15 protein-coding genes are annotated in these 15,065 nt (G+C 68.7%); 3 read left to right on the top strand and 12 right to left on the bottom strand.

The annotated features are described in order from the left end of the window. Nucleotides 1-9 precede the first annotated feature (9 nt). The 7 genes from A5648_RS08185 to A5648_RS08155 are packed head-to-tail and all read right to left on the bottom strand — an operon-like array spanning nt 10 to nt 6,840. Nucleotides 10-1,467: a flavin-containing monooxygenase gene (locus A5648_RS08185; protein WP_065024060.1), complete on the bottom strand. Its 1,458-nt coding sequence runs from the start codon at nt 1,465-1,467 to the stop codon at nt 10-12. After that, on the bottom strand, nt 1,464-2,336 hold the full coding sequence (locus A5648_RS08180) for an SDR family oxidoreductase (RefSeq protein WP_065024059.1): 873 nt from the start codon (nt 2,334-2,336) through the stop codon (nt 1,464-1,466). Before A5648_RS08180 ends, A5648_RS08185 begins: the two co-directional genes overlap by 4 nt. A gap of 3 nt (nt 2,337-2,339) precedes the next feature. Beyond that, entirely contained in the window at nt 2,340-3,014 is a 675-nt protein-coding gene (locus tag A5648_RS08175) for a DUF5642 family protein (RefSeq protein WP_165607311.1), read from the bottom strand. Nucleotides 3,015-3,064: 50 nt separating this feature from the next. Then, complete coding sequence (gene era, locus A5648_RS08170; RefSeq protein WP_065024058.1) at nt 3,065-3,970, bottom strand: GTPase Era; 906 nt, start codon at nt 3,968-3,970, stop codon at nt 3,065-3,067. After that, the gene (locus tag A5648_RS08165) at nt 3,960-5,258 is read right to left on the bottom strand and encodes a hemolysin family protein (protein WP_065024057.1); all 1,299 of its coding nucleotides are present in this window, start codon (nt 5,256-5,258) and stop codon (nt 3,960-3,962) included. Before A5648_RS08165 ends, era begins: the two co-directional genes overlap by 11 nt. Further along, a complete protein-coding gene (ybeY, locus tag A5648_RS08160; RefSeq protein ID WP_065024056.1) occupies nt 5,255-5,791 on the bottom strand; it encodes an rRNA maturation RNase YbeY in 537 nt (178 codons plus the stop codon). The genes A5648_RS08165 and ybeY overlap by 4 nt, the downstream gene beginning before the upstream one ends. Then, nucleotides 5,788-6,840 (bottom strand): PhoH family protein, encoded by a 1,053-nt coding sequence (locus tag A5648_RS08155; protein ID WP_065024055.1) that lies wholly within the window; start codon nt 6,838-6,840, stop codon nt 5,788-5,790. The genes ybeY and A5648_RS08155 overlap by 4 nt, the downstream gene beginning before the upstream one ends. A gap of 324 nt (nt 6,841-7,164) precedes the next feature. On the opposite strand from A5648_RS08155, the gene A5648_RS08150 reads away from it, so the two are divergent. Continuing rightward, nucleotides 7,165-7,812, top strand: coding sequence for a class I SAM-dependent methyltransferase (locus A5648_RS08150; RefSeq protein ID WP_065024054.1), 648 nt, complete (start codon nt 7,165-7,167; stop codon nt 7,810-7,812). Here the strand turns inward: A5648_RS08150 and A5648_RS08145 are convergent. The 4 genes from A5648_RS08145 to hrcA are packed head-to-tail and all read right to left on the bottom strand — an operon-like array spanning nt 7,791 to nt 11,448. Further along, nucleotides 7,791-8,480 carry a helix-turn-helix domain-containing protein gene (locus A5648_RS08145; RefSeq protein WP_065024053.1) on the bottom strand — a complete coding sequence of 230 codons (690 nt, stop codon included), beginning with the start codon at nt 8,478-8,480 and terminating at the stop codon, nt 7,791-7,793. The genes A5648_RS08150 and A5648_RS08145 overlap by 22 nt on opposite strands. Beyond that, nucleotides 8,473-9,216 (bottom strand): 16S rRNA (uracil(1498)-N(3))-methyltransferase, encoded by a 744-nt coding sequence (locus tag A5648_RS08140; RefSeq protein WP_065024052.1) that lies wholly within the window; start codon nt 9,214-9,216, stop codon nt 8,473-8,475. The genes A5648_RS08145 and A5648_RS08140 overlap by 8 nt, the downstream gene beginning before the upstream one ends. 3 nt (nt 9,217-9,219) lie before the next feature. Next, nucleotides 9,220-10,371 carry a molecular chaperone DnaJ gene (gene dnaJ, locus A5648_RS08135; protein WP_065024051.1) on the bottom strand — a complete coding sequence of 384 codons (1,152 nt, stop codon included), beginning with the start codon at nt 10,369-10,371 and terminating at the stop codon, nt 9,220-9,222. Nucleotides 10,372-10,404: 33 nt separating this feature from the next. Next, nucleotides 10,405-11,448, bottom strand: coding sequence for a heat-inducible transcriptional repressor HrcA (gene hrcA / locus A5648_RS08130; protein ID WP_065024050.1), 1,044 nt, complete (start codon nt 11,446-11,448; stop codon nt 10,405-10,407). 112 nt (nt 11,449-11,560) lie between these two features. Here hrcA and A5648_RS08125 point away from each other — a divergent pair, with 112 nt between their 5' ends. Next, nucleotides 11,561-12,955: a pyridoxal phosphate-dependent decarboxylase family protein gene (locus A5648_RS08125; protein WP_065024049.1), complete on the top strand. Its 1,395-nt coding sequence runs from the start codon at nt 11,561-11,563 to the stop codon at nt 12,953-12,955. 48 nt (nt 12,956-13,003) lie between these two features. Continuing rightward, entirely contained in the window at nt 13,004-14,542 is a 1,539-nt protein-coding gene (locus A5648_RS08120; protein ID WP_065024048.1) for a xylulokinase, read from the top strand. Between the two features lie 11 nt (nt 14,543-14,553). On the opposite strand, the gene A5648_RS08115 is transcribed toward A5648_RS08120, so the two are convergent. Next, complete coding sequence (locus A5648_RS08115) at nt 14,554-15,051, bottom strand: hypothetical protein (protein WP_065024047.1); 498 nt, start codon at nt 15,049-15,051, stop codon at nt 14,554-14,556. Between the last annotated feature and the right edge of the window lie 14 nt (nt 15,052-15,065).

Below are 15,065 nucleotides of genomic sequence, written 5' to 3'. Positions count from 1 at the left end.
GAACTCCAATCAGCCCAGGTGGAAATCCGCCGGGTCCGGGCTGCCCAGCATGGCTTCCATCGTCGCCCGGTCGAACGGCCACAGGTCGACCGCACCGCCCTCGGTCAGGTACCACGAGTTGCAGCCGGTGTTCCAGACCGTCGGGCCCATCGCGGTGGCGACGTCATCGTTGAACCGCGTGGTCGCCTGTTCGGTGACCTCGACGGTGCTCAGCTCCCCCGCCCGGAACTTCTCCAGCCACTGCGCAATGTAACGCGCGGTCAGCTCCGAGGTGTATTGCAGCGAGATCGATCCGGTGGGTGAGTTCGGGCCCAGCACGGTGAACAGATTGGGGAACCCGGGGATCGCGGTCATCCGGTAGGCGCGCGGCCCCTTGGCCCACGCGTCGTCGATGTCGATCCGCTCCCGGCCGGTCAGCCGCATGGGGCGCATGTAGTTGTGAGCGTGGAATCCGGTCGCCAGCACAATGACGTCGGTGTCGTGGTGGGTGCCGTCGGCGGTGCGGATGCCGCGCGGGGTGACTTCGGCGATGCCGTCGGTGATCAGCTCGGCGTTGTCGGCGCGGATCGCCCGGTAGTAGCTTCCGGAGATCACTTGGCGCTTACACAGCGGCTGGTAGTCGGGCTGAAGTTCGGCCCGTAATGCCTTGTCCGGCACCTGCAGTCGCAGGCAGGCCCGGGCATAGGACTGCACCGCCCGGCGCCGCCACGATTCCCGGGTGGTGACATCGGTCAACAGCGCCGACCCGCCCAGCGCCAGCAACCGGTAGAGCGCCCGGTGCATCTTGGGCAACCGCGCCAGCACCGCAGCCGCACCCGGCAGCTGCCGCAGCGCCGTGGGCGCCCACAGGATCCACTGCGCCGACCGCACGTAGTGGTCGATCGACGCGGCGTCGGGCTGCAGTGCGGATACCACCTGCACACCGGTCGACCCGGTACCGATCACCGCGACCCGCTTTCCGGCGGTGTCGAGGTCGTCGTCCCAGCGGGCGGTGTGCACCACCGGCCCGGCGAAATCGGCCAGGCCGGGAATGTCAGGGGTGAACGGGTGGTGCAGCACGCCGGTCGCACAGATCACGAAGTCGGCGGTCAGCTCCTCACCGGTGGCGGTGGTGAGGGTCCAATGCCGGTGCTCATCCCACTGCGCGGCGGTCACCTCGGTGTCGAGCCGGATCAGCGGGGCCAGTCCGAGCCGATCGACGACATCGCGGTGGTAGCGCTGGATCGTCGCGCCGGTTGCCCAGGTGTCGCGCCAGTCGGGCTTCGGCGCGAACCCGAACTGGTAGGCCTGCGACGGAACATCGCAGCGCAGTCCCGGATAGTGATTCCAGTACCAGACGCCGCCGACATCGGACCCCTTCTCCAGCACGGTGACGTCGGTGAAACCGCGCTCCCGCAGGACATAGGCGGTGGTGATACCGGCTATGCCCGCGCCGATCACGATCACTCGGGGCTCGCGTGCGGTCATGATGCCGGCTTGTCGGTATGGGCGCGATGAGCCAGGGCCTGCCGGTTCACCCGCTCGATGTAGGCGCTGCGCGCCGTGGTGTCGAGGGAGGTCAGCGCCCGTCGATCGTCGAGCAGTCGCCGGGCCAGATTCTGCAGCCGCTCTGGCACGAACGCCGTCGCCGACCAGGCCGGGGCCAGCCACCGGGGCACCGACCGGCGCGCGGCGCGTGACCCGAGCACGGCAAGGATCGCCGCCGCCACGTCGTCCGGGTCGACCGTGGGCATACCGCGGCCCAGCGGCGCACCGGAGGTCAACTCGGTGCGCACCGCCGAGGGCAGCACAGCCGACACCGCGACCCCGGTGCCGGCGTACTCGCGCCGCGCGGCCAGCGACGCCCCCACGACAGCGAACTTACTCGCGTTGTAGGTGACCATGCCGGGCAGCGGAATCATGCCGGCCATCGAGGCGACGTTGACGACGTGACCGTAGCCCCGTCGGGCCATCCCGGGCAGCACGGCCTGCATCCCGTTGAGCACGCCGCGAACGTTGACGTCCAGAATCAGATCCCTGACCTGCTCTGTCTCGTCCTGCAGCGCCCCCAGCGGCATCACTCCGGCGTTGTTGACCAGGATGTCCAGCGGGTCCCCGACAGCGGAGTCCTGCGCGATGCTCTCCAGCATCTGCCGCCAGGACGCCATGCTGGTCACGTCCAGCCGGCCGGCACGCACACCGAGCTGGTCAGCGGTACGGCGGCAGGCGTCCTCGTCGACGTCACCGATCCACACCCGCGCGCCGCGGGCGGCGAACAGTGCCGCGGTGGCCGCCCCGATCCCGCGGGCGCCGCCGGTGATCAGTACCCGCAGATCCCGCACCGACGACGTGGGCATGGGCTAGCTGCGCAGCGCCGACACCGCATCGACCAGCAGCTGGCGGGCCCGGTCGGCATCGACCATCGCCAGCGGCTGCCCGCGCACCGGCTGCGGGTTCGCGGTGACCTGCACCAGCGCGGTGCCGAGGTAGGCGGTGAAGGTGTAGGACTCACGGGACTGCTGTTGGCCGTCCTTGCCGGTGATCTCGATCTCCGAGTGCGAACCCGTCGTCTGGGCGCGGTCGATGTGTGGAGCGTCCGTCTCGTCCAGGTAGCCCGTGAGCTTGCCGGCCTGGAACGAGACGTGCTTGCACTTCTCGGCGGCCGCGGCGTCGAACGGCAGGTCCTGGTCGGCTTGCATGGCGATCGCGACGAACTGGTTGCCGTTGCCGACGACCGACACCATCGACATCTTGCCCCGGATGCCCTTGGGCGGCCGACCGCTGCTGGCCGCGTAGTCGGCGCAGTCGGACGGGTCGAAGGTCACCCCGGGCGGCATCTTCTGCGGCCCGAGGATCTTGGGATCGATTTCGTTGGGGCCCTTGGTCTGCGTCTTGAAGTCCGAGCCGAACGTCGACTCGACGTTGAACAGCTTGGTGGTATCGAACGGCTTGTGGGATCCCCCGCAACCGGTCAGTGCTTGCGCGCACATGATCAGGGCAACCGAGGAGACAACCAACGACTTGGGTTCCAGCACCCCTGGAATGTACCCAATGGCTGTCTGCGGCGCTGGGCGGCACACCCCTATTAGAAACCCAGCCGGCCCAGCTGCTTGGGGTCGCGCTGCCAGTTCTTGGCCACCTTGACCCGCAGGTCGAGAAACACTTTGGTGCCCAAGAGTTTTTCGATCTGGGTGCGCGCGGCGGTGCCCACCTCGCGCAGCCGGGCGCCGCCTCGGCCGATCACGATCCCCTTCTGACTGTCCCGTTCGACGTAGAGCAGCGCGTACACCTCGATCAGATCGTCACGGTCCTCGCGCTGGCGCACCTCCTCGATCACCACCGCCAGGGAATGCGGCAGTTCGTCGCGCACTCCTTCCAGGGCGGCTTCGCGGATGAACTCGGCCATCAGGGTCTCTTCGGGCTCGTCGGTCAACTCACCGTCGGGGTAGAAGGCCGGGCCGACCGGCAGCGCCGCGGCCAGCACGTCGATCAGTACGTCGACCTGCTCGCCGCTGACCGCCGAGACGGGGATGATCTCGGCCTCGGGGGCCAGTTCGCCGACGGCGACGAGTTGCGCGGCGATTTTGTCGCGGCTGGTCTTGTCGATCTTGGTGACGACGACGACCAGCTTGGTTTTGGGCGCGACTGCCCGGATCTGCTCGATGATCCAACGGTCCCCCGGGCCGATCGCCTCGTCGGCGGGGATGCACAACCCGATGACGTCAACTTGCGAGTAGGTGTCTTTGACCAACTCGTTGAGCCGCTTGCCCAGCAACGTGCGTGGGCGGTGCAGGCCCGGGGTGTCGACCAGGATGATCTGAAAGTCCTCCCGGTGCACGATGCCGCGAATGGTGTGCCGGGTGGTCTGCGGCCGGTTGGAGGTGATCGCCACCTTCTGGCCGACCAGGGCGTTGGTCAAGGTGGACTTGCCGGTGTTGGGCCGGCCGACGAAACACACAAAGCCCGAATGGAACTCGGTGTCACTGCTCACTTACGGTCTCCTCACCGGCGGGTTGCGCCGGACTGATCAGAACGGTGCTGATCCGCACCCGCCCCCGACTGTCGCGGCTGCCCTCGGCGTGCAGTCGCAGCCCGTGTGAGGTTACCTCGACACCGGGCAATGGAACCCGGCCCAGCTCCAACGCCATCAGGCCGCCGACGGTGTCGACGTCGAGAGCGGAGTCGAACTGCACACCGTACAGCTCGCCCACGTCCTCGATGGGCAGCCGAGCCGAAACCCGAAATACGTTGGCGCCCAAATCCTCCACCGGGGCCACCTCGCCCTGGTCGTACTCGTCGGCGATCTCCCCGACGATCTCCTCCAACACGTCCTCGATGGTGACCAGCCCGGCTATCGCGCCGTACTCATCGACCAGCAGCGCCATGTGGTAGCGGCCGCGCTGCATGTCGTGCAGCAGCGCGTTGAGCGCCTTGGAGTCCGGCATGAACACCGCCGGGCGCATCACCTGCGCGACCGTGGTGTCCCGCCCACCGTTCGTCGAGTAATAAGTTTGTTGGACAAGGTCTTTCAGGTAAACGACACCGAGGATGTCGTCGACGTTCTCGCCCACCACCGGGATGCGGGAGTGGCCGCTGCGCACCGCCAGCGACGTCGCCTGGCCCGCGGATTTGCCGCTTTCGATCCACACCATCTCGGTGCGCGGCACCATCACTTCGCGGGCCGGGGTGTCGGCGAGTTCGAAGACCGACTGGATCATGCGCCGTTCGTCAGCGGCAACCACTCCGCGCTGCTGCGCCAGGTCGACCACCTCGCGCAACTCGACCTCCGAGGAGAACGGCCCGTTACGGAAGCCCCGCCCGGGCGTCAGCGCGTTGCCCAGCACCACCAGCAGCCGGCTGATCGGGGTGAGCAACACCGAAAGCACGTGCAGCGGAAGCGCGGACGCCAACGCGATCGAATAGGCGTTCTGTCGGCCCAGGGTGCGAGGCCCCACGCCGATCACCACGAAGCTGACCACCACCATGACCGCGGCGGCGGCGAACAGTCCCCAGTCCAGGCCGAGCACCGCGTGCAACAGGAACACCAGCAGCGCGGTGGCGGTGATTTCGCAGGTGATGCGCAGCAACACCACCAGGTTGATGTAGCGGGGCCGTTCGGCCATCAGCGTGGCCAGCCACACCGCGCCGGGACGTTTCGCCCGGACCAGTTCATCGACGCGGGCCGGCGAGACGGTGTTCATCGCGGCGTCGATCGCCGCGAACAGTCCACCCAGACCGATCAGCGCGATCACGCTGACTAACAGCGGTGTTCCGGTCACAGTTCGTCGAAGTACCGGGACTTGTCGAGCAGCCGGCGGTCTTTCTCGGTCTGGGTCTCCGCCCGGTAGCTCTCTACCTGGTCGGCGACCCATTCCTCGAGCAGCCGGCGCTGCAGGGCGAACATCTCTTTTTCCTCGTCCGGCTCGGCGTGGTCGTAGCCCAGCAGGTGCAGTACGCCGTGCACGGTAAGCAGTGCCAGTTCCTGGCCGAGCGAATGGCCTGCGGCCGCGGCCTGTTCGGCGGCGAACTCCGGGCACAATGCGATGTCGCCGAGCATCGACGGGCCCTGCTCGGGCGCATCCGGGCGGCCGCCGGGCTCCAGCTCGTCCATCGGGAAGCTCATCACGTCGGTGGGCCCGGGCAGGTCCATCCAGCGCATGTGCAGGTCGGCCATCGCGGCGGTGTCCAGCAGCACCATCGACAGCTCGGCGCCGGGGTTGACGTCCATCTTGGCCAGCACGAACTTGGCGACGCTGACCAGCTCGACCTCGGAGACGTCCAAACCGGATTCGTTGGAGACCTCGATGCTCACCGGCGCGACCTGCCCCCCGACGCGCGCCTGGCCGCCCGGTTCATCGTCAGACCCGGCCCGTTGCTGTCGGCTTCGTGGCGGGAGTAGGCGTCGACGATCTCGGAGACCAGCCGGTGCCGCACGACATCGACGCTGCTCAGTTCGGCGACGCAGATGTCGTCGACGTCGTCGAGGATGTTCACGGCGGCCCGCAGACCCGACCTCGCGCCACCGGGCAGGTCGATCTGGGTGACGTCGCCGGTGACCACCATCTTGGAGCCGAACCCCAACCGGGTCAGGAACATCTTCATCTGCTCGGCGGTGGTGTTCTGCGCCTCGTCGAGGATGATGAAGGCGCTGTTGAGACTTCGGCCGCGCATGTAGGCCAGCGGCGCCACCTCGATCACCCCGGAGTTCATCAGCTTGGGAATCAGCTCCGGGTCCATCATGTCGTAGAGCGCGTCATAGAGCGGGCGCAGATACGGGTCGATCTTCTCGCTCAGCGTTCCGGGAAGAAACCCAAGGCTCTCACCGGCTTCCACGGCCGGCCGGGTCAAGATGATGCGGGTGACCTGCTTGCTCTGCAGCGCACTGACCGCCTTGGCCATCGCCAGATAGGTCTTTCCGGTGCCGGCCGGGCCGATGCCGAACACGATGGTGTGGGCGTCGATCGCGTCGACATAGCGTTTCTGGTTGAGCGTCTTGGGCCGGATCGTCTTACCCCGCCGGGACAGGATGTCCAAGCTCAGCACCTCGGCCGGTGACTCGTTGCCGGCGCCCACCAGCATGCCGACGCTGTGCCGCACGGCTTCCGGGGTCAGGGCCTGGCCGCGGGCCACGATCGCGACCAGTTCGGAGACCACCCGCTCGGCCAGGGCGACATCGGCCGGCTCGCCGGAGAAGGTGACGGCGTTGCCGCGCACATGCAGATCGGCGGCGAGCAGGCGTTCCAGCGCGCGCAGGTTCTCATCGGCGGAACCCAGCAGACCCACGACCAGGTCAGGTGGAATCTCGACGCTGCTGCGAACCTGCGAGGCCGGTCCGGCAGCGGGGGTATCGCGGGGCGTCACGGGGTTTCCGATACCTGCTTTCTTGGTTTTCGCGGGTTAGCCGCGGGTCAGACGATTGCTGCGAGTCTACCGTCGGGCACTGCCAGGCGGTGTCGGACAAGCGCCACGGCAATAACTGGATCGCGACCATATGCGCATTTGCCCGGCTATCAGCGACAAACCGCGTTGTCGCTCAGAGCCGGGCACGTCGCCATACCCGTCGTCCCGGTGACACCTGTGGTCCCTGCGACGGCAGTGGCGATTGTGGCGGCTGACGGCGTCATTCGCGGCAGGGTGAGCGGTTCGTTCAAGACGGGAACACCCCCCGGCGCTGAAACTGCGGGTATGAGCGAAGACGCCTTTACCCCTGCCCTGGGCCGCCTGGCACCGGCCCGCTTCTTCGACTATGTGGTCGCCATGACGCGCGAGCGGCTATGGCGCGGATTGACCGTCACGCACCTGGCACCGCAGCCCGACGAGGCGATCCTCGACGTGGGCTGCGGCACCGGATCATTGGCGGTGCTCGCGGCCCGGGTGCAGCCACGGGCCCGGATCACCGGCTTGGACCCCGATCCCGAGGTCTTGGCGGTGGCCCGGCACAAGGACCCCGACGCGCAGGTTCGCTGGCTGACCGGGATGGGCGACAACCTGGTGGAGTCGGTGGGCGCGGAGTCGATGGACGCCGTGATGTCCAGCCTGGTGTTGCACCAGTGCCCAATGCCGGTAAAGCGCACCATCTTGGCGTCGATGTTCGCGGTGTTGCGACCGGGCGGCCGGCTGGTGATCGCCGACTACGGGTGGCAGCGAACGCGGCTGATGCGCACCGGGTTTCGGATCGTGCAGCTGGCCGACGGCAAAACCGACACCCAGCCCAATGCCGACGGCGTTCTGCCGGAACTGATGTCGGCCGCCGGCTTCGCTGACGTGCGAGAGGCGGAAGTAATTCCGACCATCACCGGGTCGATCTCGATCTATGTCGCCGCCAAGCGCTGATCGCTCAGGGCGCGCAGGACCAGCGCCGGTGTCAGGCCCATCATCTCCCGCATCTGCCGGGTGAAGTGGGCCTGGTCGGAGAACCCCGCGATGACCGCAGCATCGGCCAGCGCCCTCCCCGACTGCAACGCCTCGACGGCCCGGCGTAGCCGTGACCACACCCGCCAGCGGGTCAGCGGCATCCCCAGGTCCTGGCGCGCCAGCGCCCGCAGGCGTTGCGGGGAAACACCCACCGCAGCAGCCAGATTCGGTATCGAAATGGTGCCGTCGGCCAGCATGGCCAGCGCCGTCACCAGTCGCGCGTCGAGCTCTCGCGACGGTCGGCGGCACGCGTCTGCGACACCCTGCTCACTCAGCTCGCCCAACTCCGGTGCGGCGGCGATTCCGGCCGGGTAGCGCCGGCGCAGCCGGTCGGCGAACAGGCAGTGCGGCTCGATGAAGTAGGTGACCAGTTGCGGTGCGGGCAGGATGCGGTGCGGCGCCATCGGTGACACCACCAGCGCAGCGGACTGGTGGCGGGTTCCGGAGACGTCCACCATCGCCAGTTCGCCTCGCCCGGCGACCACGATCTGGAACGCGCCGTGGCGGTGAATCGGACCGCCGCCCACCGGGCCGCGATACACCGCGTAGCCGTCGCTGATGAGAAGCGACGGCGCGCGGCTACGCACTGCCCCAGCGCGGGGTCAGCACTCCCAGCGCGCCCAGCGCGACCGCTGCCGCGGTCGAGGTGCGCAGCACGGTCGGTCCCAGCCGCGCGGCGACGGCCCCGGCCCCGGTGAGCGCCGTCATCTCGGCTTCGGTGATGCCGCCCTCCGGGCCGACCACCACGGCCAGCGCCGGAGCAGCGGCAACGTCGGGCAACCCGGCCGCCGCCGCGTCGTGCAGCACCAGCACCGCCGTGCCTCCGGCGACCTGTTCGGCGACCCACGCCACCAGCGCGGCGGTCCCCAAGACGCCGTCCACCGGCGGCACCCAGGCCCGGCGGGATTGTCCGGCCGCCGCGCGGGCCACCGCCCGCCAGCGCCGCAGGCCCTTGTCGGCCCGCGCGCCGTCCCAGCGGGCCACGCAGCGCTCGGCCTGCCAGGCCACGAACGCGTCGGCGCCGGCCTCGGTGGCCAGCTCCACGGCCAGCTCGGAGCGTTCGGATTTCGGGAGGGCCTGCACCACGGTGACCGGCGGCGCGGGCGCCTGGACCGTCCGGCGCTGCAGCACCCGGACCCGCAACCCGCCGCGATCGGCCTCTTCGACCCGGCATTCGGCGACCGCACCGGCGCCATCACTCAGCGTCAGGTCTTCCCCGGGCCGGATCCGGCGCACCGTCGCGGCGTGAAAGCCGGCGTCGCCGCCGACGTCGGCCAGCTCACCCACCTCGGGCAGCGCCTCGACGTAGAACAGGCCGCCCAAGACTCAGCGGCCGCTGAAGGTTTCGCGCAGCCGGCTGAACAGCCCGCCGCTGTGCGGGGCGTTCGCCGAGCGGACCTCGGCGGTCTCGCGTTCCCGGTGCTGCTTGAACGAGCGCAGCAACTCGACGTCGTGGTGGTCCAGACGCTCGGGCACCACCACCTCGATGTGGGCGTGCAGGTCGCCGCGCGCCCCGGACCGCAGCTGCGGCATGCCGTGGCCGCGCAATCCGATGACGGCCCCCGGCTGGGTGCCGGCCGGAATGGTGATGTCGGTGGGGCCGTCGAGGATCGCGTCCACCGCCACGGTGGTGCCCAGCGCCGCGTCGACCATCGGCACCGAGATGTGGCAGTGCAGGTCGTCGCCGTCGCGGGCGAAGATCTCGTGCGGCTGTTCGTGCACCTCGACATAGAGGTCACCGGCCGGGCCGCCGCCGGGCCCGACCTCACCCTGGGCGGCCAGCCGGACCCGCATGCCGTCGCCGACGCCGGCGGGGATCTTCACGCTGATATCGCGGCGGGCCCGCACCCGGCCGTCGCCACCGCACTGGTGACACGGATCCGGGATCACCTCGCCGACGCCGCGGCAGGTCGGGCACGGCCGCGACGTCATCACCTGGCCGAGCAGCGAGCGCTGCACGCTCTGCACCTCGCCGCGGCCGTGGCAGGTGTCGCAGGCCATCGGGCGGGAATCGCCGTGGGTGCCGCGGCCCTGGCAGCGATCACAGAGCACCGCGGTGTCGACCGTGACCTGCTTGGTCACCCCGGTCGCGCATTCGGTCAGGTCCAGGCGCATCCGCAGCAGCGAGTCCGAACCCGGCCGGACTCGTCCGACCGGCCCGCGCGAGGTGGCGCCGCCACCGAAGAAGGCTTCGAAGACATCCCCGAGGCCGCCGAAGCCGCCGCCGAACCCGCCGAAGCCGTTACCGGCGCCACCGCCGTTCTCCAGCGGGTCGCCACCGAGGTCGACGATGCGGCGCTTCTCCGGGTCGGACAGCACCTCGTAGGCGGCGCTGATCTCCTTGAACTTGTGCTGCGCCGCCTCGTCGGGATTGACGTCGGGATGGTATTTGCGAGCCAGCTTGCGGTATGCGCGCTTGAGCTCCGTGTCGCTGACATCCTTATCGACGCCGAGCAGTCCGTAATAATCGCGTGCCACGCCTGACCTTTCCCAACTTCTGCCGACCGGAGATTATCGGGTTCCGAGCACTTCACCGATGTACATTGCAACTGCAGCGACACTGGCGATAGTTCCCGGATAGTCCATCCGGGTGGGGCCCAGCACCCCCATACCGCCGAACACGGTGCCCTGGGAACCGTAAGCGGTGGACACCACCGACGCCCCGGCCATCTCCTGCGCCTCGGTCTCGTGACCGATGCGCACCGTGACTTTACCGGCTTCCTGCTGCACTGCCAGCAGCCGCAGCACCACGACCTGCTCTTCGAGCACCTCCAGCACGGAGCGCAGCGAGTCGCCGAAGTCGGCGGCGTTGCGGGTCAGGTTGGCGGTGCCGCCCAGCAGCAGACGCTCCTCGCGGTGCTCGACCAGGGATTCCAGCAGCACCGTCGCCGACCGCCCGACCGCGTTGGCCAGGCCCGGGGAAAGGCCGCTGCGTCCATCGAGGTGCCCGGCGAGCTCGGCCACAGCGGTGGAGGCCGCCGAGATCCGCTTGCCCTCCAAGGCGGCGCCGAGCAGCTCACGCAGCTGGGAAACCTGGTGCTCGTCGATGGTGTCCCCGAGTTCGACGAAGCGCTGGTCGACCCGGCCGGAGTCGGTGATGACGACCAGCAGCAACCGCGCCGGCGTGAGCGCTATCACCTCGAGGTGGCGCACCGTGGACACCGACAGGGTGGGGTACTGCACCACGGCCACCTGGCGGGTCAGCTGGGCCAGGGTGCGCACCGCGCGGCGCAGCACATCGTCGAGGTCGACACCGGAGTCCAGAAACGACAGGATCGCCCGGCGCTCCGCGGCCGACAGCGGTTTGACCTCGTCGATGCGGTCGACGAATTCCCGGTAGCCCTTCTCGGTGGGCACCCGCCCCGAACTGGTATGCGGCTGGGCGATGTAGCCTTCGGCCTCCAGCACGGCCATGTCGTTGCGCACGGTGGCCGGGGACACCCCGAGGTTGTGCCGCTCGACCAGGGCTTTGGACCCGATCGGTTCCTTGGTCGCGACGAAGTCCGCGACGATGGCGCGCAGCACCTCGAAGCGACGATCATCAGCCACACTCATAGGCACTAGATTACGTTCTGGGTTATTTCCCGGCGCGAACGTGCGTGTTTGCACGCTGACACGCCGCGATTTCTGTACATCTCCGCACGCTGGCGCAGAAGAGAGGACCGGCATGTCCGACTTTCCCTACACCGACCGCTTCACCGTCAATCGCGTGTTGCCGGAGCAGGGCCGGCCGCGCGAGGAGGTGCTGGCCGAGCTGCGGGAGATGGCACGGGCCGAAGATCCCACCTGGGAGACCGGCAAGGTGTCCGGAACCATGTACTGCGGCGACCATGAGCACTACCGCTTCCTGGACGAGGCGTTCGGACTGTTCGCCCATGTGAACGTGTTGCAGCGCGACATCTGCCCGTCGGCGACCAAGTTCGAGGGCGAGATCATCGCGATGGCCCTGGACCTGATGCACGCCAACGCCGTCACCGACACGGAACCGGTGGGGATGGTCACCACCGGCGGCACCGGCAGCATCATCCACGCCCTGCTGGCCTACCGCGAGCATGCCGCGGGGCACCGGGGCATCGCTCGACCCAATTTCATCAAGCCCGAGACCGGTCATCCGGCCTTCGACAAGGGTTGTCACCTGTTCGGCATCGAGATGCGCACAGCGCCGATCGACCCGCAGACCACCGAAGTCGATGTCGACTGGGTGGCCGACAACATCGACGAGAACACCATCGCCATCATGGGTTCGGCCTGTAACTACGGCTATGGCACCGTCGACCCGATCCCGGCGCTGGGCGAGCTGGCCTTGTCCCGCGGCGTGGGGTTGCACGTCGACGGCTGCCTGGGCGGGTTCGTCCTGCCCTTCGCCCAGGAGCTGGGCTATGACGTCCCGCTGTTCGATTTCCGGGTGCCCGGGGTCACCAGCATTTCGGCGGACAACCACAAGTACGGCTATGCGTTGAAGGGCGCCTCCACCCTGCTGTTCCGCGACAAGGCCTACCGCAACGCGCAGTACTTCTATCTGCCCGAATGGAGCGGCGGGAAATACCATTCGCCGGGCATCGAGGGCTCGCGCTCGGGTGGTCTGATCGCCGCGGCGTGGGCCTCGATGGTGCAGCTCGGCCGGGAGGGCTACCGGTCGTATGCCAAGGCGATCTTGGAGACCGCGTTCACCATGCAGGACGCGGTGCGCAGCCACCCGGAGCTGACGATCATGGGTTCGCCGACGTTCTGCTTCGCCTTCCGCTCCGACGAGTTCGACATCTACCACGTCGCCGACGCCATGAAGCCCAAGGGCTGGCGGTTCAACGGCCAGCAGTACCCCAACGCCATCCATATGGCGGTCACCCGGCCGCAGACCCAGCCCGGCGTGGCCGAGGCCTTCGCCGCCGACCTGGCCGACGCGGTGGAGTACGCCAAGAAGCAGACCGCCGCCGGCAAGGCGCCGATCAGCGCCGCGATCTACGGCGGCGTGCCCGGCGGAATGACCGATGAGGCAGCCCAATTCATCGAGGGCTTCATGGAGCAGATGCTCGACACCCAGCAGTCACTGCCGCCGCTATGACGCGCGCTGAGCGCCGGCGGAGTGATGAATGAGGAGGAGCGGCGCCCTATGACCCGCGCTGACCGCGTCGTCCTGGCCGTCGACCTGGGCACCGGCGGCCCCAAAGTAGGCTTCGTCGCCCTGGACGGCACCGTGCTGTGGTCCGACCTCGTCGCGGTGCCGACCTCCTACGGGCCGGGCGGGGCGGCAACCCAGGATGCCGGTCTGTGGTGGGCGATCATCCGCGACGCCACCCGCCGCGGACTCGCCGAAAGCAGGCTGCGCGGCGATCAGGTGACCGGGGTGTCGATCACCGGGCAGTGGGCCAGCACGGTCGCGGTCGACGGCGACGGCCGTCCGGTGGGCCCGTGCGTGATGTGGATGGACACCCGCGGAGCGACCTACAGCCGCAAGGCATTCGGTGGGCGCCTGGCCGGCTACCGACCACGGGCGTTGCTGCACTGGCTGCGGCGCAATGGCGGCATCCCGAGTCCGAGCGGCGACGACCCGGTCGGACACATGCTGCATCTGGCGCACGGCGATCCGGCGGTGTTCGGCAGGGCCCGTTGGCTTCTGGAGCCGGTGGACTACCTGAGCATGTGTTTCACCGGGCGCGCCGCGGCATCGCGCGCCTCGATGATGGGCGCCTGGCTCACCGACAACCGCCGGTTGAGTGTGCTCGACTACGACGACGTGCTGGTGCGGCTGTCCGGCGTCGACCGGTTCCGGCTGCCCCCGCTGGTTCCGACCGGTTCGATCATCTCGCCCGTAGCCCCGGCGGTCGCCGCCGAGCTGGGCATTTCGCCTGCGGCACAAGTGGTTACCGGCACCCCCGACCTGCACAGCGCGGCGGTGGGTTCCGGCGCGGTGCGCCTCGGCGAGTTGCACATGACCATCAGCACCACCTCATGGATCAGCTGCCCGGTGGCGGTCAAGAAGACCGATGCGCTGCACCAGCTCGCGACGGTGCCCGGCCTCGACCCGTCGAGCTACCTGCTGGTCAACAATCAAGACACCGCCGGCCGGGCGTTGCAATGGTTGCGCGACAACATTTTCGGCGATCTGGATTACGACGCGCTGACCGCTTTGGCCGCCGGCGCACCGGCCGGTTCGAACGGGGTCATCTTCACCCCGTGGCTCAAAGGCGAACACTCCCCCATCGACGACCGCAACGCCCGAGGCGGCTTCCATAACCTGTCGCTGGAGACCACCCGCGCCGATCTGGTGCGCGCGGTGCTCGAAGGGGTGGCCTACAACAGCCGCTGGCTGCTCGACTGCGTGAACCGGTTCACCAGCACCAACGGGCCGATCCGGATCGTCGGCGGCGGGGCCCGCTCAGAGCTGTGGTGCCAGATCATCGCCGACGTGAGCGGGCGCACCTGCGAACGGGTCGCCGACCCGCTCAACGCCCAATTGCGCGGCGCCGCACTGTTCGCCGGCATCGGGATGGGCGAACTAGACCGCGACGAGTTGCGCGATCTGATCCCGCTCGACGGCGTCTTCGAGCCGGCCGCGGCGAACCGGGCGGTCTATGACCGGCTCTTCGCCGAGTTCCCCAGGCTCTACAAGACGCAGAAAGGCATGTTCGCGCGGCTCAACCGTCGTTGATCCTGCCCGACTCAGTGTGGCAGCCGGCCGACGACCTCTTCCATCAGCTCATCGGCGCCGTTCTGGGACAGCATCCAGCCGTTCTCGTTGGTGAAGGTCACCGGCTTGGTGATCGGAGCCGGCAGCGTGGGCCCGGTCGCGGTGACGTCGGCGGTGACGGTGTCGGGCCCGGTGGAGGCGATGTCGGACGCGGTGAACGTCAGCGGAAGCCCACCGTGGTGTCCCAATCGGCGCAGCTGATGGTCCAGCACGTCGGCTTGGTGCCGCTGTAGGCCACCGGCCACCAATCCACTTTTCACCTCATCGGAAACACGCGGATCGACCAGATCGTCCAGAATTCCGGTGAGCTGCTCGGCGCTCGGCAAGCCAGCTGCCGGCGGCGGCTCCTGCGGATGCGGCGCGTGAAACACCGTCAGCGGTGGCTGACTCGGCGTTTCAGCGATTGCGGTGCCAGGTGCGGCGATCGCAGCCACTGCGCCCAAACCGATGATGAGCAGCTTCACGGACATAACTCCGCCTTTCG

This window comes from Mycolicibacter sinensis, from assembly GCF_001673565.1.
Taxonomy (GTDB): Bacteria; Actinomycetota; Actinomycetes; order Mycobacteriales; family Mycobacteriaceae; genus Mycobacterium; species Mycobacterium sinense_C.
Note: the sequence above shows the minus strand (reverse complement) of the source record. Positions and strands in the feature narration are given on the sequence as shown.